Genomic DNA, 17291 nt, shown 5'->3' with positions numbered 1-17291 from the left:
CAATATAATCGAAACCTCCATAGGGAGAGCGATTACCTCATTAGTATTTCTTTTACAATCTGGTTTACCATGGCCGGATCTGCCTTGCCTTTCATGGCCCGCATGGTCTGGCCCACTAAAAAGCCCATGGCCTTTTCTTTTCCACTATGGTAATCCTCTACGGACTGGGGGTTCGCCGCCACGATCTCTTCTATGGTCCGGCGGAGAGCGCCTTCGTCATTGACTACTTTCAGCCCGTTTTCTTCCACATAGAGCTCCGGATCTGTGTCATTTTTAAATACTTCTTCAAATACTGTCTTGGCTACCGTGCGGTTTATTATATTAGTATCCACCAATTTTATTAACTTTGCAAGGTTTTCCGGTGAAAATGTGATATCTTCCGGATCTTTTTCTTCTTCCTTCAGCAAACGCATGGTTTCAACCATCAGCCAGTTGGACACTTCTTTCGGTTTCCGGCACAGGGATACGGTCTGTTCAAACAGATCCGCCATGTGTTTGGAAGAGGTCAAGATCCCGGCGTCGTACTCCGGCAGCTGGTATTCTCTTTGATACCGTTCCAATTTTTCCGTCCGAAGTTCCGGCTGCCTTTTTCTTATCTCCTCCAGCCATTCATCACTGATTACAACAGGCGTCAGATCCGGGTCCGGAAAATACCGGTAGTCCTGGGCGTCCTCCTTGGAACGCATGGCATGGGAGGATTCCTTATTGTCGTCCCAGCGCCGCGTCTCCTGAACCACCTTTTTTCCTTCCTCAATCAGTTCAATCTGACGTTTTCTCTCCCCCTCAATCGCACGGGCAATGGCCTTGAAGGAGTTTAGATTCTTCATTTCTGTCCTTGTACCGAATTCAGGTGCTCCCACTTCGCGGACAGACAGGTTCACGTCGGCCCTCATGGAACCCTCCTGAAGTTTACAGTCCGACGCGCCTAAATACTGTATAATCAGCCTCAGTTTTTCCAGATATGCGATTACCTCATCAGCGCTTCTCATATCCGGTTCTGAAACGATCTCGATTAACGGCACGCCGCTACGGTTATAATCCACCAGAGAGCAGTCTTCCCATTCATCATGAATCAATTTTCCGGCATCTTCTTCCATGTGGATTTCGTGGATACCAACCTTCTTTTTCCCGGCCGAAGTATCGATTTCGACCCAGCCGTCGTGACAGATCGGCAGATAAAGCTGTGAAATCTGGTAATTCTGCGGATTATCCGGATAAAAATAATTTTTCCTGTCAAATTTGCAGTACTGGTTAATGCCGCAGTTGGTGGCAAGGCCCACGGCCAGGGCATATTCCACCACCTGTTTATTAAGCACCGGCAATGATCCCGGCATTCCCGTGCACACCGGACATGTATGGGTGTTAGGAGCTCCGCCAAACTCGGTGGAGCAGGAGCAGAAGATTTTTGTCTTTGTGGCAAGTTCAACATGAACTTCCAAACCGATTACTGTCTCATACTGTTTGCTCATGACACCACCTCCCGTTCTGCCACCCCTTTTGCCAGTCCGGGCGCTTCATAAGTTCTCGTCTTTTCAAATGCATAGCCCGCGCGGATGATATTCTTCTCTTTAAAGCAGTCTCCGATCAGCTGCAGCCCGATTGGCAGGCCTTTCGAATCCTTTCCGCAAGGAACCGTCATTCCCGGAAGTCCTGCTAAGTTAACCGAAATGGTATAAATGTCGCCCAAATACATTTTCAGCGGATCATTTAAGGATTCTCCCAATTTCGGCGCCGTAGCAGGCGACGCCGGTCCAAGAATCACATCGTAAGATTCAAATGCCTTGTCAAATGCCTTCTTAATTAACGCCTTGGTCCTCAGCGCCTTCAGATAATAAGCATCATAATAACCGCTGCTTAATACAAATGATCCCAGCATAATCCGCCGTTTCACTTCCGGCCCGAACCCTTCCGAACGGCTTTTCTTGTACATACTGTGAAGCCCCTCGTATTCCTTTGCACGGTAGCCATATTTTACTCCATCGAATCTGGACAGATTGGAGCTGGCTTCTGCGGATGCGATCACGTAATAGGCCGGAATCGCATATTCCACCAGGCTCAAATCAAACAGTTCCACCAAAGCTCCTTTAGCTTCCAATTCCTTGGCCGCTTTGAGCACCGCATCCTTCACCTCCGGGTCCAGCCCGTCTCCCAGGTAATCTCTTGGAATTCCAATTCTCATTCCCTTCACATCATCCACCAGAGCAGATGTAAAATCGCAGTCTTCTCGTTTCACGGATGTGCTGTCCTTATTATCATAGGAAGCAATCGCTTCTAATATAGTGGCGCAGTCCGTAACATCTTTCGCCACCGGACCGATCTGGTCCAAAGAAGATCCGTATGCAATCAGTCCATAACGTGATACGGTTCCATAAGTGGGTTTAATCCCCGTCACTCCGCAGAATGAGCTGGGCTGACGGATGGAACCGCCTGTATCAGACCCCAGTGCGAAAAAGCACTCATTTGCCGCCACCGCCGCACAGGAACCGCCTGAAGAACCGCCGGGAACATGTTCCGTGTTCCAAGGATTCTTCGTCTCACCATATGCGGAGGTTTCTGTGGTACTGCCCATGGCGAATTCGTCCATATTGGTCTTTCCCAGAATTACCGCCCCGGCCTGCTCCAGATTCTTAACTGCCTGGGCCGTATAAGTTGGTTTAAAATTATATAGAATTTTGGAGCTGCAGGTTGTCAGCATTCCTTCCGTACACATATTATCCTTAATCGCCACCGGAACGCCCGCCAATGGGCCGGTCAGGGTTCCGTCGTCAATCATTTTCTGCACCTCTTCGGCGCGTTTGACCGCTCCTTCCTCATCGACTGTAACAAAACAGTTCAATTCCGGTTCCAGAGCCTTGATCTGAGCTAATGCCGCTTTTGTGGCTTCTACTGCGGTAATCTCTTTTGACTTAATCTTTTTTCCCAGCTCAACCGCTGTTAAATCCAATATACTCAAGCTGAACTCTCCTTTCTGCTGGAATTTATTCCACGGTCTTTGGCACCTTGAAGGCTCCGTCCTTGCATTGGGGTGCATTTTTCAGTATCTGTTCCCGTTCATCACCATTGGTGACCACGTCTTCGCGGAATACATTGCTGACCGGGAAGATGTGGGACAGAGGCTCTACTCCGGTAGTGTCTAATTCGTTTAATTTATCGATGTAAGCCAGCATGCGGCTCATGTCGTTTTGGGCGGCCTGTTTTTCTGACTGGGAAAGCTCCAGTTTTGCAAGAATGCCCACGTATTCGATTGTTTCGTCGCTGATTATATTTGCCATTGTTCTCCGCTCCTTTTTTAACATCAAGGGTGAAGGCATTTTCAGAAATGCCTTCACGTTTTTATGTTAAGGGTGAAGGCATTTTCGAAAATGCCTTCACCCTTAGTGTAAAAAATCAGGGTTCCAGTCTGGTAACATCCCGCGGAAACATAGCAGTTTCCCTCACATTCTGCTCATCCAACAGCCTCATCGTCAGCCTCTCCAGCCCAATTCCCAGCCCTCCATGAGGCGGCATCCCATACTTAAATATCATCAGATAGGATTCAATATCCGCCGGGTCCATCCCTCTCTTCTCCATCTTTTTCACAATCTCTCCATAATCATGGATTCTCTGCCCTCCCGTAGTGACCTCAAGTCCCTTAAACAGCAGATCAAAACTCAGGGTAAATTTGCTGTCCGCCGGATCGTCCATGGCATAAAACGGCCGTTTTTTCGACGGATAGTGGGTAACGAATACAAAGTCGCTGTCATATTCCTCTTTAAAATATCTTCCTATTAATATCTCTTCTTCCGGTTCCAGATCGTATGGGTTTCTGATCTTTCTGTCGTACTTCTCTGAAACCAGTTCTTTTGCCCGGTCAAAACGCACGGCCGGAATCCGGTCTGTTTTCGGCAGGGTCACTCCAAGTATTTCCAGTTCCTTTTTATATTCCCTGCTCAGAAGGTCCATGGTATATTGAAGAAATCCTGTTTCCATTGCCATGATGTCTTCGAAACCGTCGATATAGCCCATCTCAAAATCCAGGCTCACATATTCGTTCAGATGGCGGGTAGTGTTGTGCTTTTCCGCCCGGAACACGGGGGCGGCTTCAAATACCCGGTCATATACCCCAACCATGGTTTGTTTATAAAACTGGGGGCTTTGCCCCAACTCCGCTTTTTTATTAAAATAATCCAGTTTAAATACGTTGGAACCGCCTTCCGCTCCTCTTGCCACAATCTTAGGGGTACGTATCTCCGTAAATCCCTGGGCGTGAAGGTAATCGCGGAAACCTCTTACGATCCCTTCCTGAATCTTAAATTTCGCCCTTTCCCGGATGTTGCGCAAAGTAACCGGGCGCAGGGCCAGTTTTGTTTCAAGAGACGTGGTCATCTTCCATTTGTTGATCGCAACCGGCATCACTTCCGCCGGCTGTGACAGGACCTTTATGGTCTGAAGGCGGATCTCAAAACCTTGAGGCGCCCGCTCTTCCGGTGCGGCAGTTCCTGTTATCTCCACTGCTGATTCTTCTTTTAAGTCTTTTAAATCGAATTCCGTAACCCCTTTTTCATAAACACACTGTACCAATCCCTCCGCTTTGCGAAGAATTACAAATGCTACGTCCCCCATGTGGCGGACATTGTGTACGGCACCGTTCATTTTAACGGTTTTTCCCATATATTTCCCGTCAAGCACTGCCTCAATCCCCACTGTCTCCTTCTCCACTACTCCACTGATAAATTCCATGTTTCATTTCTCCTTACCATCGGTGCAATTGATTTACGGTTATCCAGCATAAAATGCTGCACAGCATTCTGGCACGCCTGCTGCAGGCGCCGCAGCCAGATATTCCGGGACCTTTCTATCTTCTCGATTTACGGGAAATAAAAAAGTCCCGGAATACTGTTACGTATTCCGGGACGGACAATCGTTCTTATCCGCGGTACCACCCGCATTGAGATCCGCTTGGGTTACTGAATCTCCTCTCTTACACGTAACGTGTGCCTACGGACATACCTACTTTGCCAAACCCAAATTGACAGTGTTCAATATGTCAGCTCCAGAGTGTTCCCTTTGCCAGTTCCTACGTGACGGTGCTCTCAGTCGGTGACACCATCTTCCTGTTGAAGTCCCTCAGGCAAGAGTCTCTTTCTTCGCTTTTTCATGGGGAAAAGCCTAAAATCAATAGTTTTAATACTTTCCCTCACTAAATTGTTTATTATGATAGCATAACCATTTTCTCTTTGCAATACCCAATTTATATAAAATAATAAAACATTGACTTTTATTGTCATTCCCGCTACAATAGTTAGCATGCTAACTATATAGGAGGTTTTTATGGCTGTAAACAATCAACCGGCAGAAAACAAGATGGGAACCATGCCCATCAACCGTCTGCTCCTTTCCATGTCCCTGCCCATGGTTATTTCCATGCTGGTGCAGGCCATGTATAACATTATAGACAGTGTCTTTGTGGCACAGATCGGGGAAGAAGCCCTGACTGCGGTATCTCTGGCATTTCCGGTGCAGAACCTGATGATCGCCGTATCCGTGGGAACCTGCGTCGGCGTCAACGCCCTGCTGTCCCGGTCTTTGGGAGAAAAGAACCAGACGGCCGCCGACAACGCCGCTGTCAACGGTATATTTCTTGCATTTGTAAGCTACTTAGCGTTCGCTGCTTTCGGAATCTTCGGCGCGCACAGTTTTTTTGCCACCCAGACGGACAACCCTCTCATCATCGAGTATGGAACTCAGTATCTGAGCATTTGCTGTGTCTTCTGCTTCGGTCTCTTTTTGGAAATGATGCTGGAACGAATCATGCAGTCCACGGGCCGCACCATTTACAACATGCTGACACAGGGCGCAGGAGCGATTATCAACATCATTTTAGACCCTATCATGATCTTCGGACTGTTGGGATTTCCTGCTCTCGGCATCCGCGGGGCAGCTATTGCAACTGTAACCGGGCAGATTATCGCCATGATTTTGTCCGCATTCTTTAATAAAACAAAGAATCCTGACGTCATCATCCGGTTAAGAGGATTCCGTCCTCATAAGAAAACCATTGCAGTCATCTACGAGGTGGGCATCCCGTCCATCATCATGCAGTCCATCGCATCCGTGATGACATTCGGAATGAACAAAATTCTGATCATGTTTTCAGAAACGGCAGTTTCCGTGTTCGGAATTTATTTCAAGCTTCAAAGCTTCATATTCATGCCTGTATTCGGTTTGAACAACGGGATGATCCCGATTATCGCCTACAACTATGGCGCGCGGAATAAAAAACGTATTATGGATACCGCAAAACTCAGCATCTGCGTTGCGGTTGGAATCATGATGATCGGACTGATTATCTTCCAGACCCTTCCGGTTCAGCTGCTTAAAATGTTCAACGCATCCCCATATATGCTGGAAATCGGAACTCCGGCCCTGCGTTTAATCAGCATCAGCTTCCTGTTTGCCGGCTACTGCATTATCGTAGGTTCCGTATTCCAGGCGCTTGGAAACGGGGTCTACAGCCTGATCGTGTCCGTCGCCAGGCAGCTGGTCTGCATCCTGCCGCTGGCCTATCTCTTTGCGAGAAGTTTGGGGTTAAACAGCGTATGGTACGCATTTCCTTTGGCCGAAATTATCGCTGCCATCCTGAGCACCATCCTGTTCAGGCAGATTTATAAAGAGAAGATTCAAAAACTGTCCGGTCATTAACGGCATCGGAAGACTGATCTATTACTGTTAATGAGAATTTTTCTTGACAGATTCATGAAAATACTTTAGAATTGAGCGAAGATGAGGGAGTAGTCAGCACGTGTCCCGCGTGTAATAAGGTCAACATACTGATATTCATATATCTGGCTTTATTTTGAATGATGAGACTTATCTGCAGTGTTTTGCTGCAGATAGGTCTTTTTTTATGTCTTAGGAAAATTTCTCCTATGATATAAAATACCTTCCGGCGTGAAACAGTTCTACTTCCTCACAAAATCTGATACATTTAAGGGTCGGTATTACAAACATAGGAGGATCTTCACATGTCACTAATTGAATTATTTATCATCGCAGTCGGGCTGTCCATGGACGCCTTCGCCGTATCCATCTGTAAGGGGCTGAGCATGTCCAGGATGAGCTGGAAAAATGCGGTTATTGTGGGACTGTATTTTGGCGGTTTTCAGGCTGCCATGCCGTTTTTCGGTTATGTTTTAGGCTCCCAGTTCCGGGATTCCATCACCGCAGTGGACCACTGGATCGCATTTATTTTGTTAAGCGTCATCGGTTTTAACATGATCCGTGAATCCCTGAACAAAGAAGAGGAAAGCTGCGATGCATCCCTCGATCCCAAAAACATGACGCTGCTTGCCATCGCAACCAGCATCGATGCCCTTGCCGTGGGAGTCACCTTTGCTTTCCTCCAGGTTCGTATTGTTCCGGCAGTCTCCTTTATCGGAATCACCACATTTGCCCTTTCAATCGTGGGAGTTAAGGTGGGCAATGTGTTTGGCTGCAAATACAAATCAAAGGCTGAATTTGCAGGCGGGCTGATTCTCATACTGATGGGATTCAATATCCTGATTGAACATCTGTTTTTCGATTAATGAAACGCCGTTTATTCCTGAACGGTCACCTTCATAAAATTCTTTTTACCGCGTTTTACAACGATACCGTCAACGCCGATTTCTTCAGCAGTAAATGTTTTTTTAATATCTTTGATCTGCTGTCCGTCTACGGAAACTCCGCCCTGTTCCACGTTACGTCTCGCTTCGGAACGGGAAGCTGCCAGACCGGATTTCTGCAGTACGGACAGAATGTCAATGATTCCGTCTGTAAAGTCATCGGCGGTCAGCTGGTGAGACGGCATATTCTCTGAATTTCCTGCGCCTGAGAACAGTGCGCGGGAAGCCTCCTGAGCCTTATTTGCCTCTTCTTCGTCATGAACCAGTTTTGTCAGTTCAAATGCGAGAATTTCTTTGGCCGTGTTCAGCTGGCTGCCTTCCCATTTATCCATCTCATCGATCTGCTCTAAAGGAAGGAATGTGAGCATGCGCAGGCATTTTAATACGTCCGCATCCGCAATATTTCTCCAGTACTGATAGAATTCGAATGGGGAAGTCTTATTCGGGTCAAGCCATACGGCGCCGGACTGGGTTTTTCCCATCTTCTTTCCTTCGGAGTTGAGCAGCAGAGTGATGGTCATCGCATGGGCGTCTTTTCCCAGTTTGCGGCGGATCAGTTCGGTTCCGCCCAGCATGTTGCTCCACTGGTCGTCCCCGCCAAACTGCATGTTGCATCCGTATTTCTGGAATAACTCATAGAAATCGTAGCTCTGCATGATCATGTAGTTGAACTCTAAAAAGCTCAGTCCCTTTTCCATACGCTGCTTGTAGCATTCTGCGGTCAGCATGCGGTTTACGCTGAAACAGGAACCCACTTCTCTTAACAGTTCCACATAGTTTAATTTCAAAAGCCAGTCGGCATTGTTCACCATAAGCGCTTTATCTTCCGAAAAATCGATGAATTTGCTCATCTGAACCTTAAAGCAGTCGCAGTTGTGCTGGATGGTCTCTGTTGTCATCATCTGGCGCATATCGCTTCTTCCCGAAGGATCGCCGATCATCGCCGTGCCGCCGCCGATTAATGCGATCGGTTTATTTCCTGCCATTTGAAGACGTTTCATTAAGCAAAGAGCCATAAAATGTCCTACGTGAAGGCTGTCAGCGGTAGGGTCAAATCCGATATAAAAAGTGGCTTTTCCATTGTTTACCATCTCTTTAATCTCTTCCTCGTTGGTCACCTGGGCAATCAGCCCGCGGGCCACTAATTCGTCATAACAATTCATTTTCCATTCTCCTTTTTCTTTCTTCTGAGCCGTGTTTTCATGCTTTTATCTCTGCTGGTTTGTCCGGAAGCGGAGGGCTTTTTATATCATGGAAGCATTTTCCTATGGCACCCGAATCCTATGATACAAAAAAAGACCCGTCCCTATGTTACATAAGGACGGGCCGAACCCGCGTTACCACCTTAATTTATAAACGGCTCGCGCCGCTTACCTCCTCAAGTACAGTCTCCATAAGAGATCTATACTCCAGCACTATAACGTGTGCATATCTGCCGGCAGGCAAATACTGGTTCCGTCACAGCCTACTTGGTATCTGTATACCGTTGGGTGTGAAGCTCAAAGATGTATTCATAACCGGCTTTCCACGCGCCTCTCATCACCCGGCTGCTTTCTGTGTGCTTTTGCCAATTACTACTTTTTCTTATCATCGCTTTTCTTCATGAAATTTTGCTCATTACTGATAATCCACATTATACGGGGTGAATTCTCAATTGTCAAGCCCAATTATCTCCTGAAATTCTGATTTCTCCAGCGGACGGTTACCCGGAATAAATCCGCCTCGATTTCCACATCCATCTCTCCGCCCTGTACTTCCACAAAGCTTTTCGCGATGGCCATTCCAAGTCCTGAGCCTTCCGTATTTCTGGATTCATCGCCGCGCACAAACCGTTCCATCAGTTCCTGCGGAGTCACCGTGATCTCAGTAGCCGAGATATTGCGAAGCGTCACGGTCACCCACTCGTCTTCCGTCAGTTCCACATAGGCTCTCGTTCCCGGAAGCGCATATTTCGTAATGTTCACCAACAGGTTTTCAAAAATCCTATAAGTTTTCTGGCTGTCCAGCGTCAGAATGACTTTTTCTTCCGGAAGCTTCCAGCGGAAGTCAATTCCTGATGTTTCAATCCGGTCGGAAAGTTCCAGACGAACCTGCTTAATCAGGTTTACAAGATCCACATCCACCAGATTTAAAGGCATATTTCTGCTGGTAGCCTTGCTGATATCAAACAGATCCTCAATGAGCGCCTTCAGTCTCATGGATTTCTGCTCCAGGACTTCAATATAGTTCTTCTTCTCCTCTTCTGTCACATCTTCCTGCTGCAACAGATTCACATAAGTGATGATGGCAGTCAAAGGAGTCTTTAAATCATGGGAGACATTGGTGATCAGTTCTGTCTTCATGTGCTGGCTCACCATCTCTTTATTCACCGCATTTTTAAATCCGTCCTGAATTACGGACAGCTCTTCCTTAATGGGTTCGAACACGCCTAAATCTTCTTCAATCCGGATATTTAAATCTCCGTCCGCAATCTGGCTGATGGATTCCAGAAGAATCCCATATTTTTTCTGCATGTCATTATAATACTTTCGCAGCCAGAAAAACAAAACTGCGGAGTAGATTAAAATTGCCGGAATTCCGAAAAACCAGAAGCAGTTGATGATAATAAGCAGGATTCCGTTGACAAGAACCAGCTTTCCAATCTGTTTCGTGGAAGTGCTGCTCCAGTCGATTGTTGTCATACATTTTACAAATTTGATCCAATGTTTCCAAAGCCAGCGAAGAATCCGGCCGGTTAACGTGCGTTCCTTAAAATATCTCACAGGTCCGATCACGAAAACGGATCTCATACAGGTAATTCCCCAGTAAAGCAGCCCGAATCCAATTGCCCATGCTCCAAAATTGATAAGCCAAACCAGGAAATTGGCGGCTCCCGGAAGAAAATCAGCCCTGATCAGTTCTTCCCGGAATGCACCGGTCAGAGTCATCCCAACTATTTGAGCCGGCAGCGTTGAAAAGAAAATGCTGATGCATACACTGGCAATCAGCAGCACCAGTTCCAACGGAGCCCTGAATATTTTCTCCTGTCCTATCTGGAAAGAGCGAAAGCAGGGAAAAAAAAGTGCCAGCAATGTAACCAGCCCCATAATCGCTAAGGCTGTATATAAGATTGTATGGTCATGATAGTATGGCAGTATCCTGCTCCATTGGCTGTAGCTCTGGTTATCCGGAATAACAGCCGACTGATTGACCGTAAACTCATAGGTTACGTTTTTAGGACCTGAAAAGCTGAAATTGGGAATGGCAACTCCTGAATAATAATCTTGATATACAGCCGCCATAGGATCATAAAAATAATAATTTCCCAATGAGTCCCCAATCGTATTGGCGATCTGTTCCTGATAGACAGAGGTATCCGCCTGAACGCGTTCCACCAAAAGCCGACCTAAATTATCAAATTTCATTTGAACTGTGATGGTACCTTTTAACGGATCGAAGTCGCTTCCCTTATTGCTCATAAGCTCTTTTCCGTTCTCATCCAGCATGCGGTAGCTCATCTTAGGGCGGAGCTGCCTGTAATGTGATTTCCAAATCTCTCCGCGTTCGTTAATGCTGTACTGAAAATCTCTCAAATATTCGCTGACATCAACGGCAGTCTCCATTTGCGCTGTGTCTTCTTCACTATAGCTGCCGTCTTCCGCCTCCACAGTATTTGTATCCTGCTGAATGTTCGTATCCTGCACGTTTTCTTTCATCAGTGAATCCGCCACCTGAGGATAGAATACCTGTGCAGGCGTCATAATGTATCCCGCCTGGTCCTGTATATATTCCTGCCAAATCGCATAGCTGCTGTTCATAAATTCAACAGAAAATTCTCTGGCCTGATTGACCTCATACTCGCCGGACTTTTTTCTTCCCGCTTCATATGCTGCGGCATTCTTTTCGATATAAGGATACATCCCGATCATGGACGCCGCCGCCACAATAATAGTGACGATCATCAATAAAATTCCTAAACTATGCCTGTTTTTCAATTTTGTATCCAACTCCCCACACCACCTTTAAATATTTCGGGTCCTTTGGATTCACTTCAATCTTTTCACGGATATTTCTTACATGTACCATAACCGTATCCGTGTTGACCGCCCGCTCATTCCAAACCCGTTCATAGATTTCCTCAGCCGAGAATACCCGGCCTGGATTTTTCATTAACAGCAACAATATCTTATATTCCATAGGGGTCATTCTGACCGGATTTCCATCCACAAAAACCTCCACGGTGTCCTCATTTAATTCCAATCCGCCAATCCTGTAGATCCTTCCATTGTCCGGCTGGCTGTTTTCCAGCCGTTCCAGAAAACGTTTATAACGCCTTAACTGTGAATTCACACGGGCTAATAATTCCATCGGAGTGAACGGTTTCGTAATGTAGTCGTCCGCTCCCATATTAAGTCCCATGATCTTATCCACTTCCTCTGATTTCGCCGAAAGAAATATGACCGGAAAATCATATGTTTCCCTAAGCTTAATTGTCATGGTGATCCCGTCCATACGGGGCATCATCACATCCACAACCGCCAGATGTATCTCTTCCCGTTCAATAATTTCCAATCCTTCCACGCCGTCTGCCGCCTGGAATACCTGGTATCCCTGCGCCTTCAAAAAAATTTCAATTCCCTCTCTGATTTCCTTATCGTCTTCTACTAGTAAAATTCGGCTCGCTTCCATCACTCATAAATCCCTTTCCACTCATAAACTTATCTGATGATAAGTAGTATATCATTTCTTTCGGCTTTGCACCTCCTCTTTTTGATGAGATAAGTATACGTTTCAAATCTAAAGGTGCAATGCAGAAAAAACGAAAGAATTTCTAAAGATTGGTTAAGGTATTGCAAAAGCATTTGGCTCATAATATCTTAACCCGTTTTCTCAATTACAAAATAATATTTTTATTTGCGATTATATTTAAAATTGTAATGCCGTAACCATTTTCCTATGATATAATGGCAGTAAAAAAGCGGCTTATATCATGTTTCATCCATAAAATTAACCAGAAAGAACATAGGTATCCATATGATAAATTTTTCACAGAAATTGTCGCAGAAAATAATGCCGGTTCTCTTAATTGTTCTTTTTTTCTTCATCAGCATCACGTCTCTTTCTTCCATCAGTCATCTTCAGGGAAACGGCAGGGTTATCAACTATGCAGGCATTGTCCGAGGCGCCAGCCAGCGCCTCGTAAAACAGGAACTAAATTACACGCCTAACGATTCTCTCATTCAATATCTGGATGAAATCATTTGTGAACTGGCCGACGGAAACGGCAATAATGATCTGATCCTTCTTCCTGATCCCCAATTCCAAAATCATATTAATACGATGGCCCAATCCTGGGAACTGCTGAAAGCGGAAATCCTGAATGTCAGAAATGGTTCCGACAGCCATCGTCTGTTCGATCTGAGCGAAGAATTCTTCGTTTTAGCCGACACCACAGTCAGCGCCGCAGAAATCTATTCCGAAACCTGCGTCAGCAATGCAAAATTCCGCCTTATCTGCCTAAACCTTGTATTCATCGTTCTGGTCGCCCTGTTCTGGTTCTACAGCCAACAGCAGAAAAAGATAAACGACGCCCTTTTAGCCGCGGAAAATGCCAGCCAGGCCAAAAGCGAATTTCTTTCCCGCATGTCCCATGAGATCCGTACTCCGATGAACGGAATCATCGGCATGACCGCAGTGGCCCGGATGTCTGTGGACAACAGAAAAAAGCTCCTGGACTGTTTAAATAAGATCGATTTATCCTCCAGCTATCTGATGACTTTAATTAACGATATTCTGGATATGTCCCGGATCGAAAGCGGAAAAGTGGAATTATATGATGAAGAATTTGAACTTCCGCGGCTTATCGACCGGATCAATACAATGTTTAAACAAAAAGCGGAAGACGCCGGGATCCGCTTTTATATCGACGCCCGCGGCCTGACCGTGCGTTCCGTCATCGGCGACGAACTCAGAATCAGCCAAATCATCATTAACATTATTTCCAATGCCCTGAAATTTACCCCCTCCGGCGGATGTGTCCATCTGGATATTACAGAAAAAACCGTTCAGGATGACCTGGTATCTCTTCAATTCATGATCAAAGATAACGGAATCGGCATGAGCGAGGAATTCCAAAGCCGCATTTTTGAGCCATTTGAACAGGCCGAGGCGTCCACCTCCCATCAATACGGAGGAACAGGACTTGGACTTGCAATCAGTTATAATTTTGTGAAAATGATGCACGGAGACATTACGGTGGCCAGTAAACCCGGACAGGGTTCTTGTTTTACAATCACTCTCCCCCTGAAATGCCCGCCGCAAAACAGTAAACAGCCGGAGACCCAAGCCGCTTTTGCCACAGAAGACGCAGAATGCAGTTTGGACGGCATTTCCATTCTGCTGGCGGAAGACAACGAGATCAATTCAGAAATCGCCTCCGCCATATTGGAAAGCTGCGGAGCCGCTGTAAAGCCTGTATGGAACGGAAAAGAAGCTGTCGATGAATTCGCAGCTTCTCTTCCGGGTCAATATAAACTGATTCTTATGGATATCCAGATGCCGGTGATGGACGGGCTGAAGGCCAGCCGTTCCATACGCTCCATAAACCGCCCGGATGCCCGGACAATCCCCATCCTGGGGCTTTCCGCCAATGCCTTCCATCATGATATCGATGCGGCACACCAAAATGGAATGGACGGATATATCTCCAAACCCATTGATATCACAAAGCTGTTTGAGACAATCCGTCCTTACCTTTAAACGCTATTGTTTTTCCATACCGCTGTAAGTGATTACACCGCTCTTATCGGTACAGTAGTATACATCGTTTCCGTCTTTTAAATTCTTTTTATTTTTCATGATTTTGCCTGAAGTATTAACCAGATACTCCTTGCCGTCACAAGTTGCCGGTTCATACTTCAGATCAGAATCTGCCTCCAGCTTCCTGCCCTTTTTATAAATGTATCCGTCCGAAATTCCATTCAAACCAATTCCATTGGACCGGAATGTGAAGTTAAATTTTTCTCCGTCCAGCCTTATGGTCTGATTTCCGGTCTGAAGCGTTCCATACTGGGACCCTTCGCTGAAATAATAGACATCCCACGGATCATCTTTCTCGGGGAGATCCCCTTCTTCTAATATTTTCTCGGCTTCTTCGATCTTGCTTCCGCTGGTTTTCAGCTTATAAAGCCCCCGCAGCATCTCGCCATCATCATTAAACCCGTATTTTTTCCCGTTTATGGTTCGGAACACGCCGACCGTCTTCTTGCCGTTGCTTCCCAGATAAAGCCATTCGACACGGGTGTCTCCGTTATCGTCCACCTCATCCTCCAAAATCACCCTGGCCCAGGTATTCGAAGCAACCGCTCCATCCCCGTTATCCCCGCAGTAATAGGTGGCCTCTTTATATGCGTCATCTTCCGGAACCCGCTCACCATTGTCATTTACCCATCCAAACTGCATTCTGCCTTCATCGTCAAATATGTATTTGCAGGTGGTTCCATTAGCTTTTTTAATGGATTTTAAACTGAGATTAGACCCGTTCTGCTTCCACGCCTTTCCGTTATCCCGGAAATAATACCACCAGACTTCCGGCTCATCTTCTTCCCTGTCTTCGTTGGGCACGGTCCTCCACTGGCTCTTTACCATCATTCCCGAGGAATTCACATAATAATAATCGTCATCCTCTTCGATCAGGGTGCTTTTAAGCATATAACCATCCCCGCCGAGATAATACCATCCTCCGTTGGATTCCTTCCATTCGTCCGTCACTTTATTCCCTGAATTATCATAATAACACCAATTGTTATTCTCCTGCACCCAGCCGTTCTGAGCCGCCGTGGATACGCTGCCATTCATCGTAAGAACAGCCAGTATCACAGCTGCCGCTTTGTATCTTCTGTTTTTCATAATATCAGCTCCCGACATCCTTGTTTTATCGCCTTCATGAAATGCGGCTACATTCCGCCTTTCCTTCCACTCTCTATCATAAAGTATGGAGTAACTCCAAGCTCAACAGATGTCCGTCAATTGTAATAATTTGTAATATTTTCTCAAGTTTTTTGAGATGGGTGAGTGAGTTTTTACATCAACCGTGAAGGCTTTTTCAGAAATGCCTTCACCCTCTATGTAAATCGGTCTTTACATAAATACCAATGCATTAACATTGTTTTTAACCAGGCCAGCGAAAACCAGCCTGGAATCGGGAGGCGGAGCCGGGAGACGAAGGTCAGAGGGGCCGTCCGGGCCGGGGAAGGAAGATGCAGACAGATCGGATCGTATGGAACCCCTTTATAACTACTTAGACCCGGAAGGGCAGAACGAGGCAGGTAGAACCTGATTTCGGTGTCAGGTTCTAAAGCGCCGCTGAGCAGCGAAGTTCACTGCGAATGGCGCTGGCCTGCCTCGTTCTGTCCTTACGGGTCTTAGTAGTTCTTAGGGGCGAATCCCGAATCCGATCTGGCTGCATCTTCCTTCCCCGGCCCGGACGGCCCCTCTGACCTTCGTCTCCCGGTTCCGCATCCCGATTCCGGGCGTACTATTCCGCCAAATCCGTTAAAAAACAATTTAATCCAGCTTCGCCTTAAACTCTGTCCAGAGTTCTTCATGAAGTGATGTGGCATCCGCGTTCACATCCTGGATAAATTCTCCGTTTGGAATATCATCAGAGCTGATCACAAGGCTCTTTTTGAATTCCTCCGGCAAAAATTCATAAGCAGCTTTGTTCGGGCAGAGATAGTAGGTTTCCTGCGATACCTTGGCTCCTACTTCCCCATCCAGGATATAGTTTAAGAATTTCATCGCATTATCGCTGTTAGGCGCCTGTGCCGGGATAAATGCAGCGTCCACGCCAAAGCCCAATCCCTCTTTCGGATATACTACCTTTAAATCAGGATTCTGCTGCAGGGCCAGAACAACCTGGGAGGTGAACAGATAAGCTGCGCTTACCTCTCCGCTGAGAAGGAAATCCTGGGTCTGGTTCTGGCTGAGCACACGCACGTTTGGAGCCAGCTCCATCAGTTTGCTGCCTGCCTGCTTAATCACATCCAAATCTTCCGTATTAAATGATTCACCCATGGTTTTTAAAACCATTCCCATCACCACACGCTCGCTGTCCATCAGGGCCACGCTGTCTTTTAAAGACGGGTCCCATAAAGATTCATAGCCTGTAATTTCAGTGCTTACCATCTCCGGATTGTATACAATAAGTGGAATGCCTGGGCCATATGGGACGGTCAGCTTGTTGTCCGGATCGTAAAAGAAGTTCTGGAATACAGGATCAATGTTCTGGTAATTGGGAACTTTTTCTTTGTCGATCTCTTTTATAAGGCCCTCGTCGGCCGCTATCTTGATGATATAATCGGACGCGATGATAATATCATAATCGCCGCCTTTGCTGGTTTCCAGCTTTGCCAGCATCTCTTCATTGGCCTCAAAGTTGGTGTAATTCACTTTGATTCCCGTTTTCTCTTCAAAGCCGTCGATCACATCCTGCGGCACATATTCCGCCCAGGTGTAGATGTTCAGTTCTTCACTTTTCTTTCCGCCACATCCCTGTAAAAGACCGGCTGCCATGATTCCCGACAGCAAAAGCGCTGCGCTGCGTTTCCATTTTTTCATAACTTCCTCCTGTTCTGCCGCTTGGCGGCATTGCCTGTTTACTTGCCTGAA

At 46.4% G+C, this 17291-nt stretch carries 14 protein-coding genes and 1 other annotated feature; of the genes, 4 read left to right on the top strand and 10 right to left on the bottom strand.

Going from position 1 to position 17291, the window contains the following annotated elements:
* Positions 1–32: 32 nt before the first annotated feature.
* From gatB to aspS, 4 genes are all read right to left on the bottom strand, one after another.
* Positions 33–1469 carry an Asp-tRNA(Asn)/Glu-tRNA(Gln) amidotransferase subunit GatB gene (gene gatB / locus C0033_RS10950; RefSeq protein ID WP_103227908.1) on the bottom strand — a complete coding sequence of 479 codons (1437 nt, stop codon included), beginning with the start codon at positions 1467–1469 and terminating at the stop codon, positions 33–35.
* Positions 1466–2953, bottom strand: coding sequence for an Asp-tRNA(Asn)/Glu-tRNA(Gln) amidotransferase subunit GatA (gatA, locus tag C0033_RS10945; protein WP_242984472.1), 1488 nt, complete (start codon positions 2951–2953; stop codon positions 1466–1468). Before gatA ends, gatB begins: the two co-directional genes overlap by 4 nt.
* Positions 2954–2978: 25 nt before the next feature.
* Positions 2979–3272 carry an Asp-tRNA(Asn)/Glu-tRNA(Gln) amidotransferase subunit GatC gene (gene gatC / locus C0033_RS10940; RefSeq protein ID WP_103227906.1) on the bottom strand — a complete coding sequence of 98 codons (294 nt, stop codon included), beginning with the start codon at positions 3270–3272 and terminating at the stop codon, positions 2979–2981.
* A 115-nt stretch (positions 3273–3387) separates the two neighbouring features.
* Positions 3388–4719 (bottom strand): aspartate--tRNA(Asn) ligase, encoded by a 1332-nt coding sequence (gene aspS, locus C0033_RS10935; RefSeq protein WP_103227905.1) that lies wholly within the window; start codon positions 4717–4719, stop codon positions 3388–3390.
* Between the two features lie 591 nt (positions 4720–5310).
* Between aspS and C0033_RS10925 the strand changes: the two genes are divergently transcribed.
* Together C0033_RS10925 and C0033_RS10920 are read left to right on the top strand one after the other, a co-directional pair.
* Positions 5311–6681 carry an MATE family efflux transporter gene (locus C0033_RS10925; RefSeq protein WP_103227903.1) on the top strand — a complete coding sequence of 457 codons (1371 nt, stop codon included), beginning with the start codon at positions 5311–5313 and terminating at the stop codon, positions 6679–6681.
* A gap of 323 nt (positions 6682–7004) precedes the next feature.
* Positions 7005–7565 carry a manganese efflux pump MntP family protein gene (locus C0033_RS10920; RefSeq protein WP_103227902.1) on the top strand — a complete coding sequence of 187 codons (561 nt, stop codon included), beginning with the start codon at positions 7005–7007 and terminating at the stop codon, positions 7563–7565.
* An 11-nt stretch (positions 7566–7576) separates the two neighbouring features.
* Here C0033_RS10920 and tyrS read toward each other — a convergent pair whose 3' ends face one another.
* The 3 genes from tyrS to C0033_RS10905 all read right to left on the bottom strand — a co-directional run bounded on the left by tyrS (position 7577) and on the right by C0033_RS10905 (position 12311).
* Positions 7577–8806: a tyrosine--tRNA ligase gene (tyrS, locus tag C0033_RS10915; RefSeq protein WP_103227901.1), complete on the bottom strand. Its 1230-nt coding sequence runs from the start codon at positions 8804–8806 to the stop codon at positions 7577–7579.
* 151 nt (positions 8807–8957) lie between these two features.
* Positions 8958–9243 (bottom strand) — a binding site (T-box leader).
* A 67-nt stretch (positions 9244–9310) separates the two neighbouring features.
* Positions 9311–11629, bottom strand: a complete 2319-nt coding sequence (locus C0033_RS10910; RefSeq protein ID WP_146043756.1) for a HAMP domain-containing sensor histidine kinase — start codon at positions 11627–11629, stop codon at positions 9311–9313.
* Entirely contained in the window at positions 11601–12311 is a 711-nt protein-coding gene (locus C0033_RS10905; RefSeq protein WP_103227899.1) for a response regulator transcription factor, read from the bottom strand. Before C0033_RS10905 ends, C0033_RS10910 begins: the two co-directional genes overlap by 29 nt.
* A 345-nt stretch (positions 12312–12656) precedes the next feature.
* Here C0033_RS10905 and C0033_RS10900 point away from each other — a divergent pair, with 345 nt between their 5' ends.
* Complete coding sequence (locus C0033_RS10900) at positions 12657–14381, top strand: ATP-binding protein (RefSeq protein ID WP_103227898.1); 1725 nt, start codon at positions 12657–12659, stop codon at positions 14379–14381.
* A 3-nt stretch (positions 14382–14384) separates the two neighbouring features.
* On the opposite strand, the gene C0033_RS10895 is transcribed toward C0033_RS10900, so the two are convergent.
* Entirely contained in the window at positions 14385–15530 is a 1146-nt protein-coding gene (locus C0033_RS10895) for a hypothetical protein (RefSeq protein ID WP_103227947.1), read from the bottom strand.
* Between the two features lie 165 nt (positions 15531–15695).
* Here C0033_RS10895 and C0033_RS10890 point away from each other — a divergent pair, with 165 nt between their 5' ends.
* The gene (locus C0033_RS10890; RefSeq protein ID WP_103227897.1) at positions 15696–15917 is read left to right on the top strand and encodes a hypothetical protein; all 222 of its coding nucleotides are present in this window, start codon (positions 15696–15698) and stop codon (positions 15915–15917) included.
* Between the two features lie 128 nt (positions 15918–16045).
* Here C0033_RS10890 and C0033_RS27020 read toward each other — a convergent pair whose 3' ends face one another.
* Entirely contained in the window at positions 16046–16186 is a 141-nt protein-coding gene (locus C0033_RS27020; protein WP_180994679.1) for a hypothetical protein, read from the bottom strand.
* Between the two features lies 1 nt (position 16187).
* Positions 16188–17240 carry a spermidine/putrescine ABC transporter substrate-binding protein gene (locus C0033_RS10885; RefSeq protein ID WP_103227896.1) on the bottom strand — a complete coding sequence of 351 codons (1053 nt, stop codon included), beginning with the start codon at positions 17238–17240 and terminating at the stop codon, positions 16188–16190.
* Between the last annotated feature and the right edge of the window lie 51 nt (positions 17241–17291).

Source organism: Clostridium sp. chh4-2, from assembly GCF_002899675.1.
Lineage (GTDB): Bacteria > Bacillota > Clostridia > Lachnospirales > Lachnospiraceae > CHH4-2.
Note: the sequence above shows the minus strand (reverse complement) of the source record. Positions and strands in the feature narration are given on the sequence as shown.

What these genes read in the sequence shown, in the direction of transcription:
- gatB (WP_103227908.1), bottom strand. Translation starts at nt 1,469, where the DNA reads ATGAGCAAACAGTATGAGACAGTAATCGGTTTGGAAGTTCATGTTGAA.
- gatC (WP_103227906.1), bottom strand. Translation starts at nt 3,272, where the DNA reads ATGGCAAATATAATCAGCGACGAAACAATCGAATACGTGGGCATTCTT.
- aspS (WP_103227905.1), bottom strand. Translation starts at nt 4,719, where the DNA reads ATGGAATTTATCAGTGGAGTAGTGGAGAAGGAGACAGTGGGGATTGAG.
- C0033_RS10925 (WP_103227903.1), top strand. Translation starts at nt 5,311, where the DNA reads ATGGCTGTAAACAATCAACCGGCAGAAAACAAGATGGGAACCATGCCC.
- C0033_RS10920 (WP_103227902.1), top strand. Translation starts at nt 7,005, where the DNA reads ATGTCACTAATTGAATTATTTATCATCGCAGTCGGGCTGTCCATGGAC.
- tyrS (WP_103227901.1), bottom strand. Translation starts at nt 8,806, where the DNA reads ATGAATTGTTATGACGAATTAGTGGCCCGCGGGCTGATTGCCCAGGTG.
- C0033_RS10905 (WP_103227899.1), bottom strand. Translation starts at nt 12,311, where the DNA reads ATGGAAGCGAGCCGAATTTTACTAGTAGAAGACGATAAGGAAATCAGA.
- C0033_RS10900 (WP_103227898.1), top strand. Translation starts at nt 12,657, where the DNA reads ATGATAAATTTTTCACAGAAATTGTCGCAGAAAATAATGCCGGTTCTC.
- C0033_RS10895 (WP_103227947.1), bottom strand. Translation starts at nt 15,530, where the DNA reads ATGAAAAACAGAAGATACAAAGCGGCAGCTGTGATACTGGCTGTTCTT.
- C0033_RS10885 (WP_103227896.1), bottom strand. Translation starts at nt 17,240, where the DNA reads ATGAAAAAATGGAAACGCAGCGCAGCGCTTTTGCTGTCGGGAATCATG.